Origin of the sequence: Pseudomonas sp. I8001, assembly GCF_013385345.1 — a bacterium.
GTDB lineage: Bacteria > Pseudomonadota > Gammaproteobacteria > Pseudomonadales > Pseudomonadaceae > Aquipseudomonas.
Genome location: NZ_JACAQC010000043.1, coordinates 107,156 through 128,353, shown reverse-complemented (window position 1 = coordinate 128,353; position 21,198 = coordinate 107,156). Strand labels below are relative to the sequence as shown.

The 21,198-nt window shown below is 61.8% G+C and carries 14 protein-coding genes and 2 pseudogenes; 9 read left to right on the top strand and 7 right to left on the bottom strand.

The window, feature by feature from the left end; all coding sequences use genetic code 11:
* Positions 1–25 precede the first annotated feature (25 nt).
* The 5 genes from HX839_RS25780 to HX839_RS25760 all read left to right on the top strand — a co-directional run bounded on the left by HX839_RS25780 (position 26) and on the right by HX839_RS25760 (position 5,087).
* The gene (locus tag HX839_RS25780) at positions 26–790 is read left to right on the top strand and encodes a sulfite exporter TauE/SafE family protein (RefSeq protein ID WP_177067899.1); all 765 of its coding nucleotides are present in this window, start codon (positions 26–28) and stop codon (positions 788–790) included.
* Between the two features lie 117 nt (positions 791–907).
* The gene (locus tag HX839_RS25775) at positions 908–1,498 is read left to right on the top strand and encodes an NAD(P)H-dependent oxidoreductase (protein WP_008436691.1); all 591 of its coding nucleotides are present in this window, start codon (positions 908–910) and stop codon (positions 1,496–1,498) included.
* A 41-nt stretch (positions 1,499–1,539) separates the two neighbouring features.
* Positions 1,540–2,436 carry a LysR family transcriptional regulator gene (locus HX839_RS25770; RefSeq protein WP_003212293.1) on the top strand — a complete coding sequence of 299 codons (897 nt, stop codon included), beginning with the start codon at positions 1,540–1,542 and terminating at the stop codon, positions 2,434–2,436.
* Positions 2,437–2,540: 104 nt separating this feature from the next.
* Positions 2,541–3,434 (top strand): NAD-dependent epimerase/dehydratase family protein, encoded by an 894-nt coding sequence (locus HX839_RS25765; RefSeq protein ID WP_177067898.1) that lies wholly within the window; start codon positions 2,541–2,543, stop codon positions 3,432–3,434.
* 207 nt (positions 3,435–3,641) lie between these two features.
* Positions 3,642–5,087, top strand: coding sequence for a SulP family inorganic anion transporter (locus HX839_RS25760; RefSeq protein ID WP_177021606.1), 1,446 nt, complete (start codon positions 3,642–3,644; stop codon positions 5,085–5,087).
* A gap of 129 nt (positions 5,088–5,216) precedes the next feature.
* Here HX839_RS25760 and HX839_RS25755 read toward each other — a convergent pair whose 3' ends face one another.
* Complete coding sequence (locus tag HX839_RS25755) at positions 5,217–5,609, bottom strand: lysozyme inhibitor LprI family protein (protein WP_003212286.1); 393 nt, start codon at positions 5,607–5,609, stop codon at positions 5,217–5,219.
* Positions 5,610–5,802: 193 nt separating this feature from the next.
* Here HX839_RS25755 and HX839_RS25750 point away from each other — a divergent pair, with 193 nt between their 5' ends.
* Genes HX839_RS25750 through HX839_RS25735 form a run of 4 tightly spaced genes read left to right on the top strand, consistent with a single transcriptional unit; the run spans position 5,803 to position 9,945 of the window.
* The gene (locus HX839_RS25750; RefSeq protein WP_017478510.1) at positions 5,803–7,206 is read left to right on the top strand and encodes a gluconate:H+ symporter; all 1,404 of its coding nucleotides are present in this window, start codon (positions 5,803–5,805) and stop codon (positions 7,204–7,206) included.
* A 15-nt stretch (positions 7,207–7,221) separates the two neighbouring features.
* Positions 7,222–8,082 carry a MurR/RpiR family transcriptional regulator gene (locus HX839_RS25745; RefSeq protein ID WP_102368042.1) on the top strand — a complete coding sequence of 287 codons (861 nt, stop codon included), beginning with the start codon at positions 7,222–7,224 and terminating at the stop codon, positions 8,080–8,082.
* A gap of 1 nt (position 8,083) precedes the next feature.
* Positions 8,084–9,547: an amidohydrolase family protein gene (locus HX839_RS25740; RefSeq protein ID WP_177067897.1), complete on the top strand. Its 1,464-nt coding sequence runs from the start codon at positions 8,084–8,086 to the stop codon at positions 9,545–9,547.
* 29 nt (positions 9,548–9,576) lie between these two features.
* Positions 9,577–9,945, top strand: a complete 369-nt coding sequence (locus HX839_RS25735; RefSeq protein ID WP_177021603.1) for a glyoxalase superfamily protein — start codon at positions 9,577–9,579, stop codon at positions 9,943–9,945.
* 651 nt (positions 9,946–10,596) lie between these two features.
* Here the strand turns inward: HX839_RS25735 and HX839_RS31930 are convergent.
* The 6 genes and pseudogenes from HX839_RS31930 to HX839_RS25710 all read right to left on the bottom strand — a co-directional run.
* Positions 10,597–11,193, bottom strand: a pseudogene (locus tag HX839_RS31930) (methyl-accepting chemotaxis protein); the annotation flags it as partial.
* A 258-nt stretch (positions 11,194–11,451) separates the two neighbouring features.
* A pseudogene (locus HX839_RS31925) lies at positions 11,452–12,483 on the bottom strand (methyl-accepting chemotaxis protein); the annotation flags it as partial.
* A 217-nt stretch (positions 12,484–12,700) separates the two neighbouring features.
* Positions 12,701–18,445 carry a membrane-targeted effector domain-containing toxin gene (locus tag HX839_RS25725; RefSeq protein WP_177067896.1) on the bottom strand — a complete coding sequence of 1,915 codons (5,745 nt, stop codon included), beginning with the start codon at positions 18,443–18,445 and terminating at the stop codon, positions 12,701–12,703.
* A gap of 92 nt (positions 18,446–18,537) precedes the next feature.
* Positions 18,538–19,995, bottom strand: a complete 1,458-nt coding sequence (locus HX839_RS25720) for a glycosyltransferase family 39 protein (RefSeq protein WP_177067895.1) — start codon at positions 19,993–19,995, stop codon at positions 18,538–18,540.
* Between the two features lie 111 nt (positions 19,996–20,106).
* Positions 20,107–20,655, bottom strand: coding sequence for a nucleotidyltransferase family protein (locus HX839_RS25715; protein ID WP_177067894.1), 549 nt, complete (start codon positions 20,653–20,655; stop codon positions 20,107–20,109).
* Complete coding sequence (locus tag HX839_RS25710) at positions 20,652–21,161, bottom strand: hypothetical protein (RefSeq protein ID WP_177067893.1); 510 nt, start codon at positions 21,159–21,161, stop codon at positions 20,652–20,654. The genes HX839_RS25715 and HX839_RS25710 overlap by 4 nt, the downstream gene beginning before the upstream one ends.
* Positions 21,162–21,198: the final 37 nt, after the last annotated feature.

Genomic DNA, 21,198 nt, shown 5'->3' with positions numbered 1-21,198 from the left:
TCACCCAAACCTGCAAAATCGACCCATGAATACCTTACTCGCGTTCTACCAAAACCTCGGCCCGGCCCTGACATTGCTGGTGATCGGCACCTTCCTGCTGGCCGGTACGGTCAAGGGCGTCATCGGCCTGGGCCTGCCCACCGTCGCCATGGGCATGCTCGGTCTGGCTATGTTGCCGGCGCAGGCTGCGGCGTTGCTGATCATCCCGTCGACGGTTACCAACCTCTGGCAACTGGCGTTCGGCGGTCACTTGAGCGCGTTGATCAAACGCCTGTGGCCGATGCTCCTGCTGATTTTCCTCGGCACCGGGCTGGGCTCGGTGTGGCTGGGCATGGATGGCGGGCATTGGGTGGTGCGGGCGTTGGGCGGCGCGCTGCTGGTGTATGCCTTGAGCGGGCTGTTGCTGCCGACGTTCAAGGTCAGCCCGGACACCGAGCGTTGGCTGGGCCCGCTGTGCGGCGTGCTGACCGGGGTGATCACCTCGGCCACCGGGGTGTTCGTGATACCGGCGGTGCCGTATCTGCAAGCGTTGGGCTTGAACCGCGATCAGCTGGTGCAAGCGTTGGGGCTGTCGTTCACCGTGTCGACGCTGGCGCTGGCAGCCGGGCTGTTCTGGCGTGGCAGCCTGGGCGGCGGTGAATTGAACGCCTCGTTGTTGGCGCTGGTTCCCGCGCTGCTCGGGATGTGGCTGGGCCAGGCCCTGCGCCAGCGCATCAGTGCCGTGCTGTTCAAGCGGGTGTTCTTTATCGGCATGGCCGCGCTGGGAGGTCATCTGCTGATCAGCGGTTAACAATATGCCGTTAATTCTTGCGCCTTGGTCAAATGTATTTTGCCGCCGGGACGCTTATTCCAACGGACAGACCCCGTTACCCTGCCTTCAGACATTTTTAATCTTTAGGCACCCCCTATGAAAAAAGTACTCCTGCTCAACGGCGGTAAGAAATTCGCCCATTCCGACGGTCGCTACAACAGCACCCTGCATGAAGCCGCCCTGGCGGTACTGGACCGTGGCGGCATCGACGTCAAGGAAACCCACATCGACGCCGGCTACGACGTGGCCGAAGAAGTCGCCAAATTCCTCTGGGCCGACGTGATCATCTACCAGATGCCCGGCTGGTGGATGGGCGCTCCGTGGATCGTCAAGAAGTACATCGATGAAGTCTTCACCGAAGGCCACGGCAGCCTGTACGCCAGCGACGGCCGCACCCGCTCCGACTCGTCGCAGAAATACGGCAGCGGTGGCCTGATCCAGGGCAAGCAATACATGCTGTCCCTGACCTGGAACGCTCCTCAGCAAGCGTTCGACGACCCCACCGACTTCTTCGAAGCCAAGGGCGTGGACGCGGTGTATTTCCCGTTCCACAAGGCCAACGAGTTCCTTGGCATGACCGGCCTGCCGACCTTCCTCTGTGTGGACGTGATGAAACGCCCGGCCATCGAAGCCGACGTGGCGCGTTACGAACAGCATCTGGCACAGGTGTTTAACCTGAGTCTGTAATGCGGCTAGTATCCGTGCAGCCGCTATAAAGAGGATTCACGTTGAAAGCCCGATCCGATGAGCTACAGATCTTCGTCTGCGTGATTGAATGCGGGTCGATTTCCGCCGCAGCCGAACAGGTCGGGCAGACGCCGTCGGCGGTCAGCCGCACCTTGTCGCGCCTGGAAGCCAAGCTCGACACCACCCTGATCAACCGCACCACCCGGCGCATGGACCTGACCGAAGAGGGCAAGTATTTCTTCGAGCGGGCCAAGGTGATCCTCGAGCAGATGGACGACCTGGAAGAACGTCTGTCGTCGCGCCAGCAAACCCCGTCGGGGCGCCTGCGGATCAACGCGGCGTCGCCGTTCATGCTGCATGCGATCGTGCCGTACATCGCCGAGTTTCGTGGCCTGTACCCGGATATCCAGCTGGAACTGAACAGCAACGACCTGATCATCGACCTGCTGGAACAGAGCACCGACATCGCGATCCGTATCGGTGCCCTGGCCGACTCGACGTTGCACGCCCGCTCACTGGGGTGCAGCCCGCTGCATATCCTCGCCAGCCCGGCGTACCTGGAACAGCACGGCACGCCCACCACCGTTGCCGAACTGGCCGAACACACGTTGCTCGGCTTCACCCAGACCGAAACCCTCAACCACTGGCCGTTGCGCCATGTGCACGGCGATCGCTGGCAAATCCAGCCCGGTGTCGCCGCTTCCAGCGGTGAAACCTTGCGCCAGCTGGCGCTGGAAGGGCAGGGCATCACCTGTTTATCGGACTTCATGACCGCCCAGGACATCAAGACCGGGCGCCTGATACCGGTGCTGGCCGAGTTCAACAGCGGCTATCGTCAACCGATCAATGCGGTGTACTACCGCAACTCGCAATTGGCCTTGCGCATCCAGTGCTTCCTGGACTTTATCCAGGGCAAGCTGGCCAGCTACGCCAGCTGATTCGTGACCTCTGCGCAAGATTGAATTGGGCAATACGGACTTATTCGGAATGGATAGGTCCGCAATACTGAGTCCATCAATTACTCACGCAGGGAGACACCTCCATGAACGTATTCATCACCGGCGCTGCCGGTTTTATCGGCGGTTCCATCGCCACTGGCCTGGTCAAGTCCGGCCATAACGTCACCGGCCTGGTGCGCAGCACCGAACAGGCTGCGGAAATGACGGCACTGGGTATCACGCCGGTGATCGGTACGCTGGATGACAGCGCGCTGTTGACCGAGCAGGCGAAGAAAGCTGACGCGGTGATCAACGCCGCCAGCAGCGACCATCGCGGCGCCGTGGAAACCTTGCTGGCCGCGCTGCGCGGTTCCAACAAAACCTTCCTGCACACCAGCGGTTCGAGCATCGTCGGCGATGCGTCGGGCGGTAAGTCCAGCGATGTCATCTACTTTGAAGACAACCTGCCGGCGCCGACTGTCGACAAGGCTGCTCGCGTGGCCATCGACAACCTGATCCTGGCTGCAGCCAAAGATGGCGTGAACTCGGCAGTGATCTGCAACACCCTGATCTACGGTCACAGCCTGGGCGTCAAGCGCGACAGCGTGCAGTTGCCACGCTTGCTCAAGCAGGCACGCAAAAGCGGTGTAGTGCGGCATGTGGGCACCGGGCAGAACATCTGGTCCAACGTGCACATTGAAGACGTGGTTGCGTTGTACCTGCTGGCGCTGGAAAAGAATGTGCCGGGCACTTTCTACTTTGTGGAGAGTGGCGAAGCGGCGTTTGTCGACATGACCACCGCGATTGCCGAAGCGCTGAAGCTGGGTAAACCACAGGATTGGCCATTGGCGGATGCCGAGGCCGAGTGGGGTTATGAAATGGCCAACTATGGCCTGGGCTCCAACAGCCGGGTGCGCGGCAAGCATGCGCGGGAATTGCTGGGATGGGCGCCGAAGCGGACCTCCGTAGTGGAGTGGATTCGCAACGAGATGGTGTGATGTTCGCTTGAGACCGAGGCGAGCCCTTCGCGAGCAAGCCCGCTCCCACACTTAACCGAGTTCCAACTTTGGAATGCGGTCAAATGTGGGAGCGGGCTTGCTCGCGAAAGGGGCGACTCGGTCCAACGGTCTTACCCAACACTAGCCCCACCCCGCCCAATTCCGTACCATCCCCAGCCTTATCCCCCGCAACTCCCCGGTACTTCAATGAACCTCACCCGTCTGCGCGCCGACGCCCTGGCCGGACTCACCACGTCTTTTGCCTTGCTGCCCGAATGCATCGCCTTTGCCCTGGTGGCTCATCTCAACCCGCTGATGGGCCTTTACGGCGCATTCATCATCTGCACCCTCACCGCGCTGTTCGGCGGCCGGCCTGGCATGGTCTCCGGGGCCGCCGGCTCGATGGCGGTGGTGATCGTCGCGCTGGTGGTGCAGCACGGCGTGCAGTACCTGCTGGCCACGGTGTTGCTGGGCGGGTTGATCATGGTCGCCTTCGGCCTGTTGCGCCTGGGCAAGCTGGTGCGCATGGTGCCGCACCCGGTGATGCTCGGGTTCGTCAACGGCCTGGCGATCATCATTGCCCTGGCGCAGCTGGAGCATTTCAAGAGCGGTGACACCTGGCTCAGCGGCACGCCGCTGTACGTAATGACCGGGCTGGTCGCGGCAACCATGGCCACCGTCTACCTGCTGCCGCGCCTGACCCGCGCCGTACCGCCAGCCCTGGTGGCGATCCTCGGCGTAGGCCTGGCGGTGTACCTGCTCGGCCTGCCGACCCGCACCCTGGGCGACATGGCCCACATCGCCGGCGGCCTGCCGACCTTCGCGCTGCCACAGATTCCCTGGACCCTCGAAACCCTGCACATCATCGCGCCCTACGCGATCCTGATGGCCATGGTCGGCCTGCTGGAAACCCTGCTGACCCTCAACCTCACCGACGAAATCACCGAAACCCGCGGCTACCCGGACCGCGAAAGCGTGGCCTTGGGTGCCGCCAACATGGTCTCGGGCCTGTTCGGCGGCATGGGCGGCTGCGCGATGATCGGACAAACCGTGATCAACCTCAGCTCCGGCGGGCGCGGGCGCTTCTCCGGGGTATTTGCCGGGGTGATGATCCTGTTGTTCATTCTGTTTCTGTCACCGCTGATCGAGCGCATTCCTCTGGCGGCGCTGGTGGGGGTGATGTTTGTGGTGTCCCAGCAGACCTTTGCCTGGGCGTCCCTGCGGGTGATCAACAAGGTGCCGCTCAACGACGTGCTGGTGATCATGGCGGTGACGGTGATTACCGTGTTCACCGACCTGGCGACGGCGGTGCTGTGCGGGATTGTGATTGCGGCGCTGAACTTCGCCTGGCAGCAAGCGCGCGAGCTGTACGCGGATGAGCACATGGAAGCGGACGGCAGCAAACTCTATCGGGTGCACGGCACGCTGTTTTTTGCCTCGACCACGCCGTTTTTGAATCGCTTCGATCCGGCCAACGACCCGGCCCAGGTGACGCTGGATTGCCGTCACTTGAGCTTCGTCGACTATTCGGCGATTGCTGCGTTGATGACCTTGCGCGAGCGCTACACCAAGGCCGGCAAGCATTTGCGGGTGCTGCACCTGTCCGAGCGCTGCCGCAAACTGCTCAAGCGCGCCCGGGTGCAGCACGACTGACCGTTGTTGAAGCGCAATGATCGTTCCCACGTTCTGCGTGGGAACGCCGCTTTGGACGCTCCGCGTCCGCTCCTAAAGTCGTGACGCGGAGCGTCACAGGATGCGTTCCCACGCAGAGCGTGGGAACGATCATGGTCCGACCAGGTTTTCCAGTTCCTGGGCGCGGGTCTGGGTCATGTCCAGCACGCAGCCGGAGCCGTTGACCTGATCAATGGTGCCGCCGGTGGCCGAGCCGATGAAGCCGCAGTTGGCATCGCGAAACTTGAGCCACTGGCGTTGTACGTCCTGCAGTTGCTGCTTGCGGTTGCCTTCCATCGCGGTCATCGCGGTTTTGTAGGCGGTATTCAGGCGCGCGTCCTGCACCTTGGTTTCCTTGGCGTTGCAATCGACCATGTCGGCGGTGGTGTTGGCACCGTCCATGCATTTTTTCAGGGCCGGGTTCTCGTCGGCCGAAGCCGTGCCGCACAAGGCCAGCAACAGTGCGCCGGCGGCGAAAGGAACAAGCAGGGGGTTACGATTCATTCTGGGTTTTCCTGGTCATGAGTCGGTGTGCAGTCTAAGACTCGGCCTGCGCAGTTGAGTTTCCAGCCCCGGCGATCTTCATGTAAGAACGCCCCCCGAATTTTCATCCACTGACCCTGGGCATATCCCTGCGCGACAGGGCTTGTCTGTGGGCGAAAATTACTTTCATAAAAATTGAAAATGCACCTCGGTAATGATTTATGACTTTCACAACCTATTCGACGTGACCCTTTCCGAGGAGTACCGCATGGCCGCATCACCGGGGTATTGGCTGTTGATCTACGCCGCCATCGCCATCATTGCATTGATCGTATTGATCGCGCGTTACCGGCTCAACCCGTTTATCGTCATCACCCTGGTGTCTATCGGCCTGGCGCTGTTGGCCGGGATGCCGGCGGACACGATCATGGGCTCCTACGAGGCGGGCGTCGGCAAGACGCTGGGGCATATTGCGCTGGTGGTCGCGCTGGGCACCATGCTCGGCAAGATGATGGCCGAGTCCGGTGGCGCCGAGCAGGTGGCGCGCACGCTGATCAACCGGTTCGGCGAGCGTAACGCGCACTGGGCAATGGTGTGTATCGCGTTCCTGGTGGGGCTGCCGCTGTTTTTCGAGGTCGGTTTTGTGTTGCTGGTGCCGATCGCGTTTACCGTGGCGCGGCGGGTGGGCGTGTCGATCCTGATGGTCGGCCTGCCGATGGTGGCGGGCTTGTCGGTGGTGCATGCGCTGGTGCCGCCGCATCCGGCGGCGATGATGGCGGTGCTGGCCTATAACGCCTCGGTCGGGCAGACGGTGCTGTATGCGATTTTGATCGGCATACCCACCGCGATCATTGCCGGCCCGCTGTACGCCAAATTTATCGTGCCGCACATTCACCTGCCTGCGGAAAACCCGCTGGAACGCCAGTTCATCGACCGCGAGCCGCGCACCCGCCTGCCGAGTTTCGCCCTGACCATGGGCACCATCCTGTTACCGGTGGTGCTGATGATGATCGGCGGCTGGGCCAACCTGATTTCCACACCGGGCACCGCCTTTAACCAGTTCCTGTTGTTTATCGGTAACTCGGTGATTGCGCTGCTGGTGGCGACCCTGGTGAGCTTCTGGACGCTGGGCCTGGCCCAGGGTTTCAACCGCGAATCGATCCTCAAGTTCACCAACGAGTGCCTGGCACCAACGGCCAGCATCACCTTGCTGGTGGGTGCGGGCGGTGGTTTGAACCGGATTCTGGTGGACGCCGGGGTCACCAATGAAATCCTTGGCCTGGCCCACGCTTTCAACCTGTCGCCTTTGGTGATGGGCTGGCTGTTCGCCGCGCTGATGCGCATCGCCACCGGCTCGGCCACCGTGGCCATGACCACGGCCTCAGGCGTGGTTGCACCGGTTGCGATGGGCCTGGGTTATCCACACCCGGAATTGCTGGTGCTGGCCACCGGCGCGGGTTCGGTAATCTTTTCCCACGTAAACGACGGCGGCTTCTGGCTGATCAAGGAATACTTCAATATGACGGTGATCCAGACCTTCAAGACCTGGACCGTGCTGGAGACCCTGATTTCGGTGGTCGCCTTCGGTCTGACTTATGGTTTGTCCTGCATCTTGTAACCCGGAGCCGAACCGATGGACATCCTCTACCAGATCCGCGCCCGCCAGGATTCCTTCAGCGCCGGCGAAGGGCGTATCGCCAAGCTGATGCTCGATGATGTCGGCTTTGCAGCGTCCGCCAGCCTGGAAGAATTGTCCCAACGGGCCGAGGTCAGCACCGCCACCTTGTCGCGTTTTGCCCGCAGCGTCGGCTGCCGCGACCTGCGTGACCTGCGCCTGCAACTGGCCCAGGCCAGCGGTGTCGGCAGCCGTTTCCTCGACCCGGCGGGCCTGCCGGAGCAGTCGGCGTTCCACCGGCAGATTCTCAGCGATATCGAGGCGACGTTGCGCCGGCACCTGTCCGGTTTCAACCAGCGCAGCTTTGTCGACGCCGTGAGCCTGCTGGGCAATGCGCGGATGATCCACGCGTTCGGCATGGGCGGGCCGTCGAGCCTGTGCAGCGACGAGTTGCAAGTGCGCCTGGTGCGCCTGGGCTACTCGATCAACGCCTGCCACGACCCGGTGATGATGCGCGTGACCGCCGCCACCTTGGGCCCGGAGCATGCGCTGATCGTCTGCTCGCTGACCGGCATCACCCCGGAGGTATTGGGCGTGGTGGCGCTGGCACGCAACTACGGCGCAAAAATCATCGCCATCACCCTGCCGGACTCCCCGCTGGCGCAGTTGGCCGACGTGCTGCTGCCGCTGCAACCGGCCGAAACCAGTTTTATCTACAAGCCAACGGCGGCGCGCTACGGAATGCTGTTGGCCATCGATGTGCTCGCTACCGAGCTGGCCTTGGCCATGCCGGACGACAACCAGGAACGCCTGCGACGGATCAAGCTGGCCCTGGACGATTATCGCGGCGGCCCTGACAGCCTGCCGCTTGGAGATTGAAATGAAGTACCACACGCTGATCCGCCAGGCGCTGATCATTGATGGCAGCAACACCCCCGGCTATGTCGCCGATGTGGCGGTGCACGAGGGCCGTATCGAGAAGATCGGCGACCTGTCCCGAGACAGCGCCGAGCATGAAATCGACGCCACCGGGCGCGTATTGGCGCCTGGGTTTATCGACGTGCACACCCACGACGACACGGTGGTGATCCGTCACCCGCAGATGCTGCCCAAGCTGAGCCAGGGCGTGACCACGGTGATTGTCGGCAACTGCGGCATCAGCGCCTCGCCCGTGAGCTTGCAGGCTGATCCGCCGGACCCGATGAACCTGCTGGGCACCGCCGAGGCCTTTGCCTACCCACGGTTCAGCGATTACCGCGCGGCGGTGGAAAACGCCCACCCGGCCGTCAATGTGGCGGCGCTGATCGGCCACACCGCGCTGCGCAGCAACCATATGGACGACCTGCACCGTACCGCCACGCCGGGTGAAATCACCGCGATGCGCGTGCAGTTGCAGGAGAGTCTGGCGGACGGTGCCCTGGGTTTATCCACCGGGCTTGCATACGCGAGCGCCTTCAACGCCGAGACCGATGAAGTGCTGCAGTTGAGTGAAGAACTGACGGCTTATGGCGCGGTGTACACCACCCATTTGCGCAGCGAATTCGAACCGGTGCTGGAGGCGATGGACGAGGCTTTTCTGATCGGCCGGCATGCCAAGGCGCCGGTGATCATTTCCCACCTCAAGTGCGCGGGCGCCGGTAACTGGGGGCGTAGTCCGCAGTTGTTGGCCTCGCTGGAACACGCGGCGAAGACCCACCCGGTGGGCTGCGATTGCTACCCGTATGCGGCCAGCTCTTCGACCCTGGACCTCAAGCAAGTCACCGATGCGTTTCGCATCACCATCACCTGGTCTGCGCCGCATCCGGAAATGGGCGGGCGGGATCTGCAGGACATTGCCGCCGAGTGGGCGGTGCCGCTGATGGACGCCGCCCGCCGCCTGCAACCCGCCGGGGCGGTGTATTACGGGATGGACGAGACCGACGTGCAGCGCATCCTGGCACATCCGCTGTCGATGATTGGCTCGGATGGTTTGCCGGAAGATCCGTTTCCTCATCCACGTCTGTGGGGCGCGTTTCCCCGGGTACTGGGGCATTTCAGCCGGGACCTTGGCTTGTTCCCGCTGCACACCGCCGTGCACAAGATGACTGGCTTGTCGGCAGCGCGCTTTGGCTTGGCCGAGCGCGGTGAAATCCGTGAAGGACACTGGGCCGATCTGGTGCTGTTTGATCCGTTGCGGGTGCGGGATGTGGCGGACTTCAAAGAGCCGCAGCGCGCGGCGGAAGGGATTGACGGTGTGTGGGTCAATGGCGTGCTCAGCTACAGAGACGGGCAGGCCAACGGGCAGCGTCCCGGACGATTCCTGGCGCGCAGTGGGGATTTGCGAAAGGGATTTGCGGCCGTATAGTGGCCGCTCTCAAATACGGAGCAATCGCCATGCACTTAGGAAAAGTCACCCCCATCTTGCGCAGTTTCGACGAGGCCAAAACCCTGGAGTTCTACGTCGATTTCCTGGGGTTCAAGGTCGATTGGCAGCACCGGTTTGAAGACAACTTTCCGCTGTACTTGCAGGTGTCGCTGGGGGACTGCGTGCTGCACTTGTCCGAGCACCATGGCGATTGCACGCCAGGTGCGGCGGTGCGGATTCAGGCTCAAGGGTTGGAAGCGTACCAGCAACAATTGCTGGCCAGGAATTACCGCAACGCCAAGCCCGGTATTGAAGACACGCCGTGGGGCAGCCGCGAGATGAGCATCAGCGACCCGTCTGGGAACCGGTTGGTGTTTGTTGAAGAAGTCAGCAGCTGAGGCTGCGCGCATAAATCGCAGGCAATAAAAAACCGCCTTAGTAGGGCGGTTTTTTATTGCAATCCCAGTTCGCGGCTGGGGTTGCGCCTCACCGGAAGCATTGACCTGCTGACCGGATACTACTGTCGGTTCAGGCATCACGCAAGGCCTGGTGACACTCGGTGTTTTCAGTTCTTTGAGATCTACGCTATTTAAGGACGACTGCAAAAACTGGCAATAAATTCTTGGAGCGTTACCGGTGGATTAGTTCTCCCAGGTCACACCTTTGAGCGGGATGTTCGTTAGTATCGCCCCCGTTCTGTGTATGTCGTTTGTAGGTGGGCTGGGTACGCGCGCGAATTTATGGACCGAACGCCACGGGCTAGTAATCCGTGCCGGATTCATGCGGGAGGACCCAAAGCCCGGCCGCCTCACTGGAAGCATTGACCTGCGTCCGAAGGCTCACGTGTTCCGGTAAGTGCGCTGGAGGTAGGCCCAACTGATGGAGGGCCGAGTATGTCCAAGTTTGCACGACGTACGTGGGACCTCGTAGTGAACTCCCTGCGTGTTTATCACGTGTGGAAATTCCTGCGGGACAGCTTTGATGACCGTTAGGGTCTGAGAAGTGGGCCGCCCCGGTTTCGACCGGGGCGGCTTTTTTGTGCCTGGGATTTACACCCGGAAATGGCTGACCATCTGCTGCAACTGCCCGCCCAAACGCGCCAGTTCCACACTCGACTTGGCCGTCTCGTCACTGGCCGCTGCCGTCTGCTCCGACACGTCCCGCACATTCACGATACTGCGGCTGATCTCTTCCGCCACGGCACTCTGCTGCTCGGCGGCTGCGGCGATCTGCTGGTTCATCGACTGGATATTCGATACCGTACGGGTGATGTTTTCCAGTGACACACCGGCCTTGCGCGTCAGTTCGACGCTGCTGTCGGTGAGGCTGCGGCTGTTGTTCATCACGGCGGCCACTTGCTGGGTGCCGTTCTGCAAGCCGGCCACCAGGCCTTCGATTTCTTCGGTGGATTTCTGGGTGCGCTGGGCCAGGCCGCGCACCTCATCGGCGACCACCGCAAAACCGCGACCGGCTTCACCGGCACGCGCTGCTTCGATGGCGGCGTTGAGCGCCAGCAGGTTGGTCTGCTCGGCCACGGCCTTGATCACGTCCATCACGCTGCCGATCTTGTTGCTCTCTTGTTGCAGGTGCGTCATGGCGTCGGTGGAGCGTGCCACTTCAGCTGCCAGGCGCTCGATCTGGGCGATGGCTTCGGCCACCACCTTGTCACCGGCACGGGCTTCACCGTCGGCGGCCGAGGCAGCCTGGGACGCTTGTTCGGCGTTGCGTGCGACTTCCTGCACGGTGGCAGTCATTTCGTGCATGGCGGTGGCCACTTGATCGGTCTCGATCTTCTGGCTGTTGACCCCGGCACTGGTCTGTTCGGTCACGGCCGACAGCTCTTCGGCGGCGCTGGCGATCTGGGTCACGCCGTCACGGATGCCGCTGATCAGTTCACGCAGGGTGGTGCCCATGCGCTGGATGCCCTGTTGCAACACGCCGAGTTCGTCGCGGCGGGTCACCTGGATGTTGTGGCTCAGGTCACCGGAAGCGATGCGCTCCACCACCGCGAGGGTCTCGCGCAATGGGCGGGTGATCTGGCGGGTGATGATCACGGCCGCCACGATGCCCACCAGCAAGGCCAGCAATGTGCTGATCAGTTGCAGGCTGCGGGCCTGGGCGCTTTCGGCGTCGCGGCGTTGCAGCTGGATGTCGTACAGCTTGTCGCTGATGGTGACAATGTCGGTGCCCTGGGTGGTCATTTCTGCCCGGGCCGAGACGATGTTGGCGTTGGCCGCCTTGTAGTTCTGCACCGCGCTGCGATAGGCGCCGAGGGCGGTTTCCAGGGCCGTCAGTGCAGGCTGTTGGCTGGCGCCAAACGCTGCGTGCAGGCCTTTCAGACCGTCGATGGCTTTCTCGATCTGCGCGGCGGCACGGGCTTCAGTCTCGGCGTTGACGTTGCCGGTGTAGCCGCGCACTTCGTAGCGGGCCAACTGGAACTGTTCCTTGGCGCTGGTCACGGCCTCGAACTGGGCAAAGCGCTCGGTGCTCTCGGGCATCTGGCGCACGCTGGCGTCCAGGGCACTGATCTGCGCATTGGCGATGTCAGCCTTGTCGCCCATGACCTGGCGCGCGGCGTTACCGTTGCGGTAGGCCTCGCGCATTTTGTTCAAGGACTGCTGGTAAGCGGTGATGATCGCTTTTTGCTCATTGAGCAGCTTGAGGTTGTCCGGGCTCTTGAAGCTGTCCAGCAGCTTCTGTTGCTGGGCCACAAAACTGTCGAGGCTGGTCTGCACGTTTTGCGCCACGGCTTCGTCGCCGTTGGCCAACATGTATTGCAGGCGCACGATGCGCAGTTTGGTCAGCGAAGCGTTGAGCTGGGTGATGTCGCTCATCCAGTTGCTGCGGTCGATCAGGCCGCCCAGGCTGGTCCAGCCGGTGAGCGCGAGGATCGAGGTGAGGACCAGTACCAGGCCGAAGCCCAGGCCCAGTTTCATATTGACGCTGATGTTGCCGAACCAACTATTCATCGCATTCCTCCAGGAACAGATTTGCGGGTACATCCGGTTGCTGGAAGTAGCGACCAGCCGATGGGTAGTCAGGAGGTATCGGCAGCCCTGGCGAGAGCTGAAACGGTTTTTTCGTGAGGGCAGGATTTATGGAACGTGAGCGACGAGCGGTCGCACCGCCCTCATGCAGAGGGCGGTGCGAGGATCAGTGGACTTGGCGCATTCTTTTGCTGGTGGTGATGATGTCGATCAAGGCTTCCCTGCTGCTGAAACGGCGGTCATCCAGGTTCCAGCGATTGACGAAGTGCCCCCTGGCATCCTGCTGCAACGCGGTGTGGACCAGTACGCCGTCGCGGTTTTTATGGACCATCTCCAACCCGTCGTCCAGGGTGCGCTGAAGCAGGTAGTCGCCTTTGCGCCGCAGGCGTTGTTCGAGGCTGAGGGATGGCGCGGGCATGACAGGTGGCGGTAATGGCGCACCGGGGACTTCGACGTTTTTCTTGAAGTCGTAGCGCACCAATGGCCATTGCTGCTCGCGCGGCAGCGCCTGGACGCTGGCGGGCTCACGCACAAAGCCGCTGGCCGAGCCGGGAGGCACATCGTCCAGCAGCAGACTGATGCCGTTGTTGAGCTCGGCAATGCCCGGTACGCCGCGATGGGTATTGGCGTGCGTTTCGCCCACCAGCGCGACCCACTTGTGTGGCCCCTGTTGAAGCTGGTCGGCGCGGATCACCTGGGTCGCAAAGTAGTTGAACATTGATGTCCTGGAGGCGGGCATGCCGTCCACCCGCAAGCTGGCGACACAGTCGAGTGCGCGGATCCGCACGTTATGCTTCATCGCCACCTGCACCAGGCTGACAAAACCGTAGGGGCTGTCGGCCGGTACGCCGTGGCCTTTGTCCAATGCGTTGAGGTAGCTCCACAGTTCATCTGGCATAAAGCCCAGGCTGTGGACGATATCCAGGTCGGCCTGATGCAGCTCGGTGGTGAGTTGCTCCATGTACAGGGTTTTTACTTCTCGCGGGCCCTTCAGGTATTCCATGTGCCGGCTGAGGAAGCCTTTGCTCGATGTACCGGCGTGGGCTTCGCCGACTACCAGGCCATCGGCGGTGTCCAGCAGTTGATCGATAAATTTCGCCTCATCCAGGGTCGGGTCGACCGCAGGCAGTGCTCCCCGAGCAGGCGGTGTGTGTTCGGTAAAAAACGCCTGGGCCTGATCCTGAAGTTTTTTGCGGGTCTGGTCGAAGGTGGTTTGCGCCGCGCGACGGCTGCTGGCGGTCTCCCTGTAGGCGGTGGCGAAGAGCGCTTCACGCGTGCCTATCGGCAAGGTGATTTCCTCGCTGATCAGGCCCAGGTGTTCATGGGGCAGGTCAAAGGTGCTGAAGTGGCGCGGCGCCTCAACAGGCAGAGGGCGCGTTGGCCGTAGCGCGTGTGAGCGCTCCACCGAGGGCCCCGGGTGCGGCGCCGGTTGGCGTGCCGTGTGCAACGACAGCTTCAGGTCGCCCTTGGCCAGGGCATCGCCGGGAATGCCGCCGGCCACATCCGCGATGACTCGGGTGGGTTGGTCGAAGGCGTCGTCGACCCGCAGGGCAATGCTCTTTTGCAGGTCGGCCAGGCCCGGCGTGCCGCGATAGGTGCTCATGCGTTTTTGATCAACCAACGCTATCCAGCGTTCGCCCGGTTTTTTCGCCTGGTCGTCGTTGATGAGGGTGTGGGAGTAAAAGTTGGTCAGCCGGTTGGCGCGAATCGGGGCCGGGCGTGAATCAAACAGGCACAGGGTGTTTTCCAGGTCGTAGGAGCTTGAGGCGTTCAACGGGCGAACCTCAATCCCGTGCTGTTGCGCGGTGTTTACCAGCATCCAGTGGCCGTACAACCCTTCGGGGTCGCGGTAATTTTCCTTGTCGATGGATTTGAGCTGGCCCTCGGCCCGTTTCGAGAAACCACTGGAAAACCGTGAGTGGGTTTTCAGGTGATGAATGTCGCGCCACAGCGGCTCGATATAGAGAACCGTGACGTTCAGTTCGCGCAGGTATTGCATGTTTTCGATCAGCACCTGTTTAGCCGCGGTGGAAAACGGTGCCTCGCCTACCACCAGGTTGTGCGCGTCATCGATCAGCAGCTTGAGCAAGTCACGCAGGGCAATGTCTGGCGCCGGGTTCAGGGTTTCGGCCCGGGGAACCACGGCGGGCAACCGTGCAAAAAACGCGTCGGCGTCATCCGTCAGGGCCCTCACATTGTCCAGGTGCTGTTTGAGTGCCGGGGCGAGTTGCCGACGCGAGATCCAGATGCTGTGGGTATTGAGGTCTCGATCCAGGTAGGCGATCTGCAGGAACAGCGCCGACCTGTCCTCGGGGGCGATGACGGCCGCTACGTCCCGGCGAAACTTTTCCGACAACTCATAGGGCTGCCCGAGTCTTTCAGGGCCAGGCATGCCACCGATGACACCGGAGCGCTGCCACTGGCCGTCCACCGTCTGGTTCACCAGCTTGCCGGTGGAGCGCAATTGCCCGCTGGTGTTGTCGTAGCGAAACAACAGGAATCGCCCCAGGCTGTCCGGGGTGTGCGAGGCCCACAGGCTGTCGCCGGCAAACAGCACAGGCTGCATGCCCTGGGGCAATGGGGGCTGCGGTTGCAGTTGCTTGATCAAGGTCATGGCCTGTTGGTCCTTGGTCACCCGGGCAATATGGCGTAAAGGCGGACGGGCGAGCTTGACGGGGGCGAACAGCAGGGGCCGCAGGTCGGTCAACAACGTCCCGCCGGCATTGAGCAGCGCACCCAGATAGTGTCCCAGCGCGGCGGCGGTGTCGTTGCGGCTGTAGGCATGCAGGGCGAGCATCGAATCCTTGAACACCAGCAAGCCGCCCAAGGCCAGGCTCAGTGCCGGGAAGGGCGCGGTCAGCACGGCAATGGTGATTTCGCCGATCACGCTGACCAGCTCCATGATCATCTGCAAGCGCCCGGTGGTGGTGCTTTTGACTTCGTCGATACGGTGACGCAGCTTTTTGTCGTAGGTGTGGTAATGCAGGTTCTTGAGCGGCAGTGCGGTGCGAGGCACTTCGTCGAACACCGGCTTGGAATACAGCCCCTTGAGCTGTGCCGGCAGGCCGGCCACCAACGCATGCAACCTCGGCTCGAACGCCGCGCGCTCAACGCTGGCGACCCGGCTGATGTAGTAGGTGTCCATGCCTTCAAGGTTTTTCAGGCGTTCGTTGAATTCCCGTTGCGGCCTGAAGGCGATGCCATCCGGTGCGTGCGGGGTGTAGAGCAGGGGCAGGTCGTTGGCGTGGTGGAACAGGTAGCAGCCATCGATCACTTGCCCGCTGATGTGCAGGGGATAGAGCCGATACCGATTGCGCACGGCATCGCTGTTATCGGCCAGGCTGTCGATGCTTTTTTCCAGCCAGGCCAGGTCGCTTGTTGCCAGGCAGCCTTGCAGGCAGCACTCAAGCGCAGCGACGTGCATGTGCAGTTGGGCAACCTCCAGGGCCATATTGCGGCGCCATGCATAGTGGGGGCCTTGCGGGTCCAACAGGGTTTTCTCGACCTCGGCGACATAGCGGTCACCGATCCAGGTACCTCTGACCGAGTTGCTCACCGTTTGCGCGGTGAGTCGACTCAGGTCGACGCCGGGCGGTCCCTTGAACTGCGCGGTGGTGCTGGCGTCGGGGTTGATAAAGCCCAGGCTGGCGTCGTAGCCGTTGCGGTACAGCGTGGTGTAGCTGACGCGTTCGCGCGGGGTGATCACGCCTACGAGGTTTGGGTCTACCGCCGGGATCGGGTTGCCGAGCAGTTGGTTGAGGGCGGCTTTTGCCGCCTTGTGCAAGTAACTGTCGAAGTCGGGAAGCTGTTGCGGGCTACCCGGGCTTGCGGCGTAGGCCTGTGCCGCGCCCAGTGCCTGTTCCTTGAGGTCGGCGAGTTTCTGTCGGTCGGCTGCCGATGCCTGGCTCAGCCACTTTGGCATCTGATGCAGGTATTCATCGGCCTGCATGGCCAGCGTCGTGGTGCTCATTTCCACCAGGCAGGCCTCATAGGTGGAGGGCGCGCCGAAACTGATCATCAAATACTCAAGGCTGGCCGGGGTAAAACCCAGGGCGGAAAGCATCGCGCTGTATTTGGGCCGGATCCGGCTGACCAACTGTTCAAGCAGGTAGTCTTTCATGCTGCGCGAACCGGGAGCGAACGCTATCTCCTGGCTCCAGCCGAGGATATGCGCCTGCAATTCCCGCTCGCTGCCAAAGGCCTGGAACTGTTCGGCGCGTGGCGCGTGAGGCGTGCACAGCAGCAAGCGTTTGACCGCGCCCGTTGCATCGGTCTGGCGCAGCACCCACAGGTCCTTGAGCGGAGCCTTGTGCAGGAACAGGCAGCAGGCAGTGAGTGTGGGCGAGGGGCCTTCACTGAGGGTTTGCAGCAGTGCGTAGTCGTCCGCGCTGATATGGTTTTGCAACGATGCACTGTAGGCCAGCGCGTGCAGGCGGCTGTCGAGCATCTGCTGCATGGCTTCCTGTACGGCGGGCAAACTGTGGGCGCGCTTTTGTTCTTCGGCGAAGCTCAGGCTTGGTTGAACCTTGGCCAGCAGGTCGGCGAGGTAAGCCGGGGTGACGTCCCGGAACTCGGGCGGCAATGGCTGCTGGGCGTAGGTCAGTTGGGTGTGCTTGAGAAACTCGGAACCGGCGTGTTCATCGCCACGGTGCAAGCCACGTACCGCCAGTTGCACCAGGTTGTTGTGCTGGTTGTACGAGTTGCCTGACTTCAGGGTGCGCTCGGTGCTGATCTGCAGTTGCTCGGGGATCAGGCCCTGGATATCCAGGTCGTCGTCCAGGTGCTCAAGCAATTGCAGGCGCGCCATGGCCTCCGGCGAGGCCGCCGGGCCGAGCAGCGCCAGCACTTGCAGGCTGAGGTGTTCGTAAGTGCGCAGGTGTTCGGCGAGGGTTTTGCGCTGGGCCTCATTGGCGCTGCGGTACCAGTCGGGGGCGGATTCGTGGAGCAGTTTTTCCAGTAACTGTTGCGCGCGCAGTTCCAGGCGCGAGGACAAGTCCCAAGGCGAGCAGCGCAGCGCCTGGTCCAGTTCGAGGGTCATTCTGGCGACGTCTGTCGGCGCGGGGTGGCCGTCCAGGCCAAGGGCAAACGCGATGTCCTGATGTTGTTTGTCCTGCAGGGCGTTGTAGGTGTGTTCGTTCAGCGGGAGGCTGTCGATAGGGCCTGGCACCAGCGGCCAGATACTCGCCGCGCGCAAGTGCTGGTAACGGCGCGGCAGGTGTTGCAGCAGTTCCTGACGCCAGGCCGCCTGCTTCATGCGCTCTTGCAGCGTGCGATCCAGATGCTTGAGCGAGGTGAAAGCCTCCAGGCCTCTGGACGGGGTGAACAGCAATACATCACCGTCCTCTATCTCCAGGTGGGTGACCGGTGTCTGGCTGCGCGTGAGGACGAACACCCCGGCGAACTCGATGGCCTGCTGGCGGTAGCGAAACGTCAGGCGATGGATACCCGGGCGCAGCTCGGGGCCGCTGACGATATTCGTCACCAGCAGCTGGTCGGCAGGGCTGAGCAGGCGATCCTTGACCTTCAGCCTGGCCTCGGCCTCCAGCATCGGCTGATGGCTGTCGAGTATCCAGTTCTTGCGTAAATGGCCGTTGGGCCGCCGTTCGATTTCCAGGGCGGCCAGCTTCTTGTGCAATGCCTGGCTGATGCGCGTGCGGTTCAACCGGCCGGGTTCGCCCTGGATCACCCAGTCGCCGGGGACGGTGTAATGCACTTGCGCGTTCTGCAGGCTCCAGCGGCTTTCTTCTGCCAGGGCGGCGTGCAATGCCTGCACCTCCAGCAACTCGGTAGAAGACTGCGCTGCCGGTGCGTGGCCGTTGGGGAAAATCTGTAGACGATGACCGATTTGCAGCAGGTAGCCGTTCAGTTGTTCCGGGGTAAGTGGTGATGTGTTCGGGGGCTGGGCGGGCATGGCCGGTCCTCAGGGTGGATTGATCCCTGAGGGTGCGCAGTCTTGCAGTGTCGATGGCGGTAGTTAGTTACTCGTGGCAGGCGCCTCTTTCATCACTGCTCGACGAAATAGTACGGCTGACGGTTGATCGCCATCTCCTTGACCACCCTCACCGGGACGTTCAGCCGGTCAGTATTGTCCACCAGGGCCACGTTACCGGGCTTGGCCGCGAGGTAACTCTTGAGTTCCTCCGGCGTCTGCAGAATCGTCAAATAGCCCTGCATGTAGAACACCCCGGCGCCGGCGATTCGCTCGTTGGCCTGATACAGCACCACTTCCTTGCCCTGCGCCTGCATCGCCTGGATCTGGCTGATTACCGGCACAAACGACTGGCGCACATCGGCCTTGGGCGCGAACCAGAAAGCGGCAATCAGGTAGCAGGTCACTACCACGGTGAAGAAGCCACCTACCAGACCCCGTCGGTTTTCATAAACGTGTTCGGCAACGTGTGAAACCTGCCCACGACTTTTCAGCCAGCCCAGCAGCACGCCGCCATACTCGGCGGCCAGCACTGCCGCGGCGGGCGTCAAGGCCATCAGATAAACCGTGCGCTTGCTGGAGGCGAACGTCAGCAGGGTGAACTGCGCCACCAGCCATACGCTGAAAAACAGCCGGTAGCGGTTGCGCACCAGGCTCTTGCGGAAGTGCCACAGCCCCAGGTACACCAGGATATTCCAGGGCAAAAAGGCTTCGGGCAGTTTGACGATGTAGTAATAGAACGGCTCGTAGTGACCGGCTTCGACAAATGAACCGCTGAAGCGTCCAACGCTGTTGGTCAGCAGCACTTCACGTACCCCCTGCAACCCGTCGCGCTGGTACAGGAAACCCAGCCAGATCATCAGCGGCACTAGCGCCAGCAGCGTGAACAGCCCGGGCTTGACCCAATCGCCGAGCTTGAAGCGTTTATCCATCAGGCTGGTGCTGGCCAGATAGACGAAGATCACCACGCCAGGCATGGCCAGGCCCAGAACACCTTTACTCAGCGTGGCGATGACCATCCCCAAGGTGAACAGCAACCAGGTGCCCAGGTTGGAACGGTCGCGCTCCGACTCGGGGCGGTTGGCTTGATAAAACGCCAGCAGGGCCATGGTGACCCCGAGCGTGAGCAGCGAGTCCTCACCCACACCGCGCACGTTGCTCCAGTAACTGGCCATGGTCGCCAGCATCAGGCCCGCGACAAACGCCAGCGTCTTGGGCCGGCCAAACTTGCGCAGCATCCCGTACAGCAGCATCACGCTGAACAGCCCGGCAAATGCGGACGCCAGACGCACTGCCCAAGTGGTACCGCCAAACAGCCGGATCGCCCCGGCGTCGAGCCACAGGCTCAGCGGCGGTTTCTCCAGGAACGGTTCACGAAACAATCGCGGCACCACCCAATCGTTATCCAGATGCATGGCCATGGCGATCCCGGCCACACGGGCCTCGGTCGAGCCTTGCAACTCGTGATTGCCAAGGGCAAAGAAAAACAACAGCGCAGCGAGCAGGAGCAGCAGAGGAGCGGAACGCGTCATGGATTCTGGCTACCGGGGCAGGGGGCCGTTCGGGGGAACGGCCCGGGCGATCGGTGAGTATACGAGGGCGATTCTTAATAATTCGTGAATGAATGTGAGGTTTTTGTAGGGTCAGGGTTGTTTCAGCAGTGGCCAGTGGGTTAGCCAGTCTTTGGAGGTGATGCGTTGTTGGTAGATGGCGTGTTTTTCCTGGGTAAAGCGGGGCGTGGGTTTGAGTTGGAGATTGAACAGGTCTTCCAGGCCGAGAGGGGCTGAAACTTCACATAGGTCTTCTGCGGTTCTCCTGACGGCTACTGCGGTGGCGGTTTCGGGCCAGAAGCGCATGGCGTCGCTGGCGTTGCGGTAAGGTGCATCGCCGTTTCGCAGGTGCATGCGGGCCTGGTTTTTGACGGACCAGTCGATGGAGGGTTCGGCTGCGTGTAAGAGGGCTTCGAGGCGGCGGTCTTCGTCGGGGCTGGTGCAGGTGGCGTCGAACCACAGTACGTCGACGTCACCGGTCGGTGGTGATAGGGGGCGACCGTGGAGGTGATCCCATACCGCGTTGCGTACGAAGCCGGCGCCGATCCAGCAGTCGGGGAGGGCGAGGGCGCGGACGATGTCCAGTAGGTGCCAGCGTTGGGCATCGCTGCTGATCAGGGTCTGGAGGGCTTTCTCGCTCAAAGGATAACGGCCTCTTTCACAACGATCCCCAGGTCATTGCTGACTTTCACCACCCTCACTTCATCGCGATAACCGATCCACGTGGGGCGGCAGATTTTAATCGTATTATTCAGCTCAGCATCGAAGACCGTGATTCCGCTGCAGCTTTTACTGCCGCCTGACGAATATTCGTAGTGAGCCGTATAGCTGCTGCGGGTGCCGCCCGAACATAAAATGGCCAACGAAAACAGCGTCACCGAGACCAGCGTGCATAAGATGAACATCCCGGCAAACGCCTTAAGCAGGGTCCATTTTTTTTCGAGCCGCAGCTGAGGTTTTCTTACCCGCCAGACAATCACGGACGCAGCCAGGGTCAGGACGAGAGATACGGATAAACAGGCTTTCTCCGCGACCGGTTTGAAGTGGATGGCGGGTGAGATGCTGAACTGCCATATAAACAGCACGGCCAACAGAAGCTGTACGCCCAGCACGACAGGTATCAGGTAGGCGTAGGAATTCTTGTTCACTGCGGCACACATCCTTATGTTCAAAAAAAGTGACGGA

Bases quoted from the DNA above. Each gene is read 5' to 3' on its own strand.
- HX839_RS25735 (WP_177021603.1), top strand. From the start codon at position 9,577: ATGCACTTAGGAAAAGTCACCCCCATCTTGCGCAGTTTCGACGAGGCC.
- HX839_RS25720 (WP_177067895.1), bottom strand. From the start codon at position 19,995: ATGACGCGTTCCGCTCCTCTGCTGCTCCTGCTCGCTGCGCTGTTGTTT.
- HX839_RS25760 (WP_177021606.1), top strand. From the start codon at position 3,642: ATGAACCTCACCCGTCTGCGCGCCGACGCCCTGGCCGGACTCACCACG.
- HX839_RS25725 (WP_177067896.1), bottom strand. From the start codon at position 18,445: ATGCCCGCCCAGCCCCCGAACACATCACCACTTACCCCGGAACAACTG.
- HX839_RS25780 (WP_177067899.1), top strand. From the start codon at position 26: ATGAATACCTTACTCGCGTTCTACCAAAACCTCGGCCCGGCCCTGACA.
- HX839_RS25750 (WP_017478510.1), top strand. From the start codon at position 5,803: ATGATTTATGACTTTCACAACCTATTCGACGTGACCCTTTCCGAGGAG.
- HX839_RS25775 (WP_008436691.1), top strand. From the start codon at position 908: ATGAAAAAAGTACTCCTGCTCAACGGCGGTAAGAAATTCGCCCATTCC.
- HX839_RS25740 (WP_177067897.1), top strand. From the start codon at position 8,084: ATGAAGTACCACACGCTGATCCGCCAGGCGCTGATCATTGATGGCAGC.
- HX839_RS25745 (WP_102368042.1), top strand. From the start codon at position 7,222: ATGGACATCCTCTACCAGATCCGCGCCCGCCAGGATTCCTTCAGCGCC.
- HX839_RS25765 (WP_177067898.1), top strand. From the start codon at position 2,541: ATGAACGTATTCATCACCGGCGCTGCCGGTTTTATCGGCGGTTCCATC.
- HX839_RS25755 (WP_003212286.1), bottom strand. From the start codon at position 5,609: ATGAATCGTAACCCCCTGCTTGTTCCTTTCGCCGCCGGCGCACTGTTG.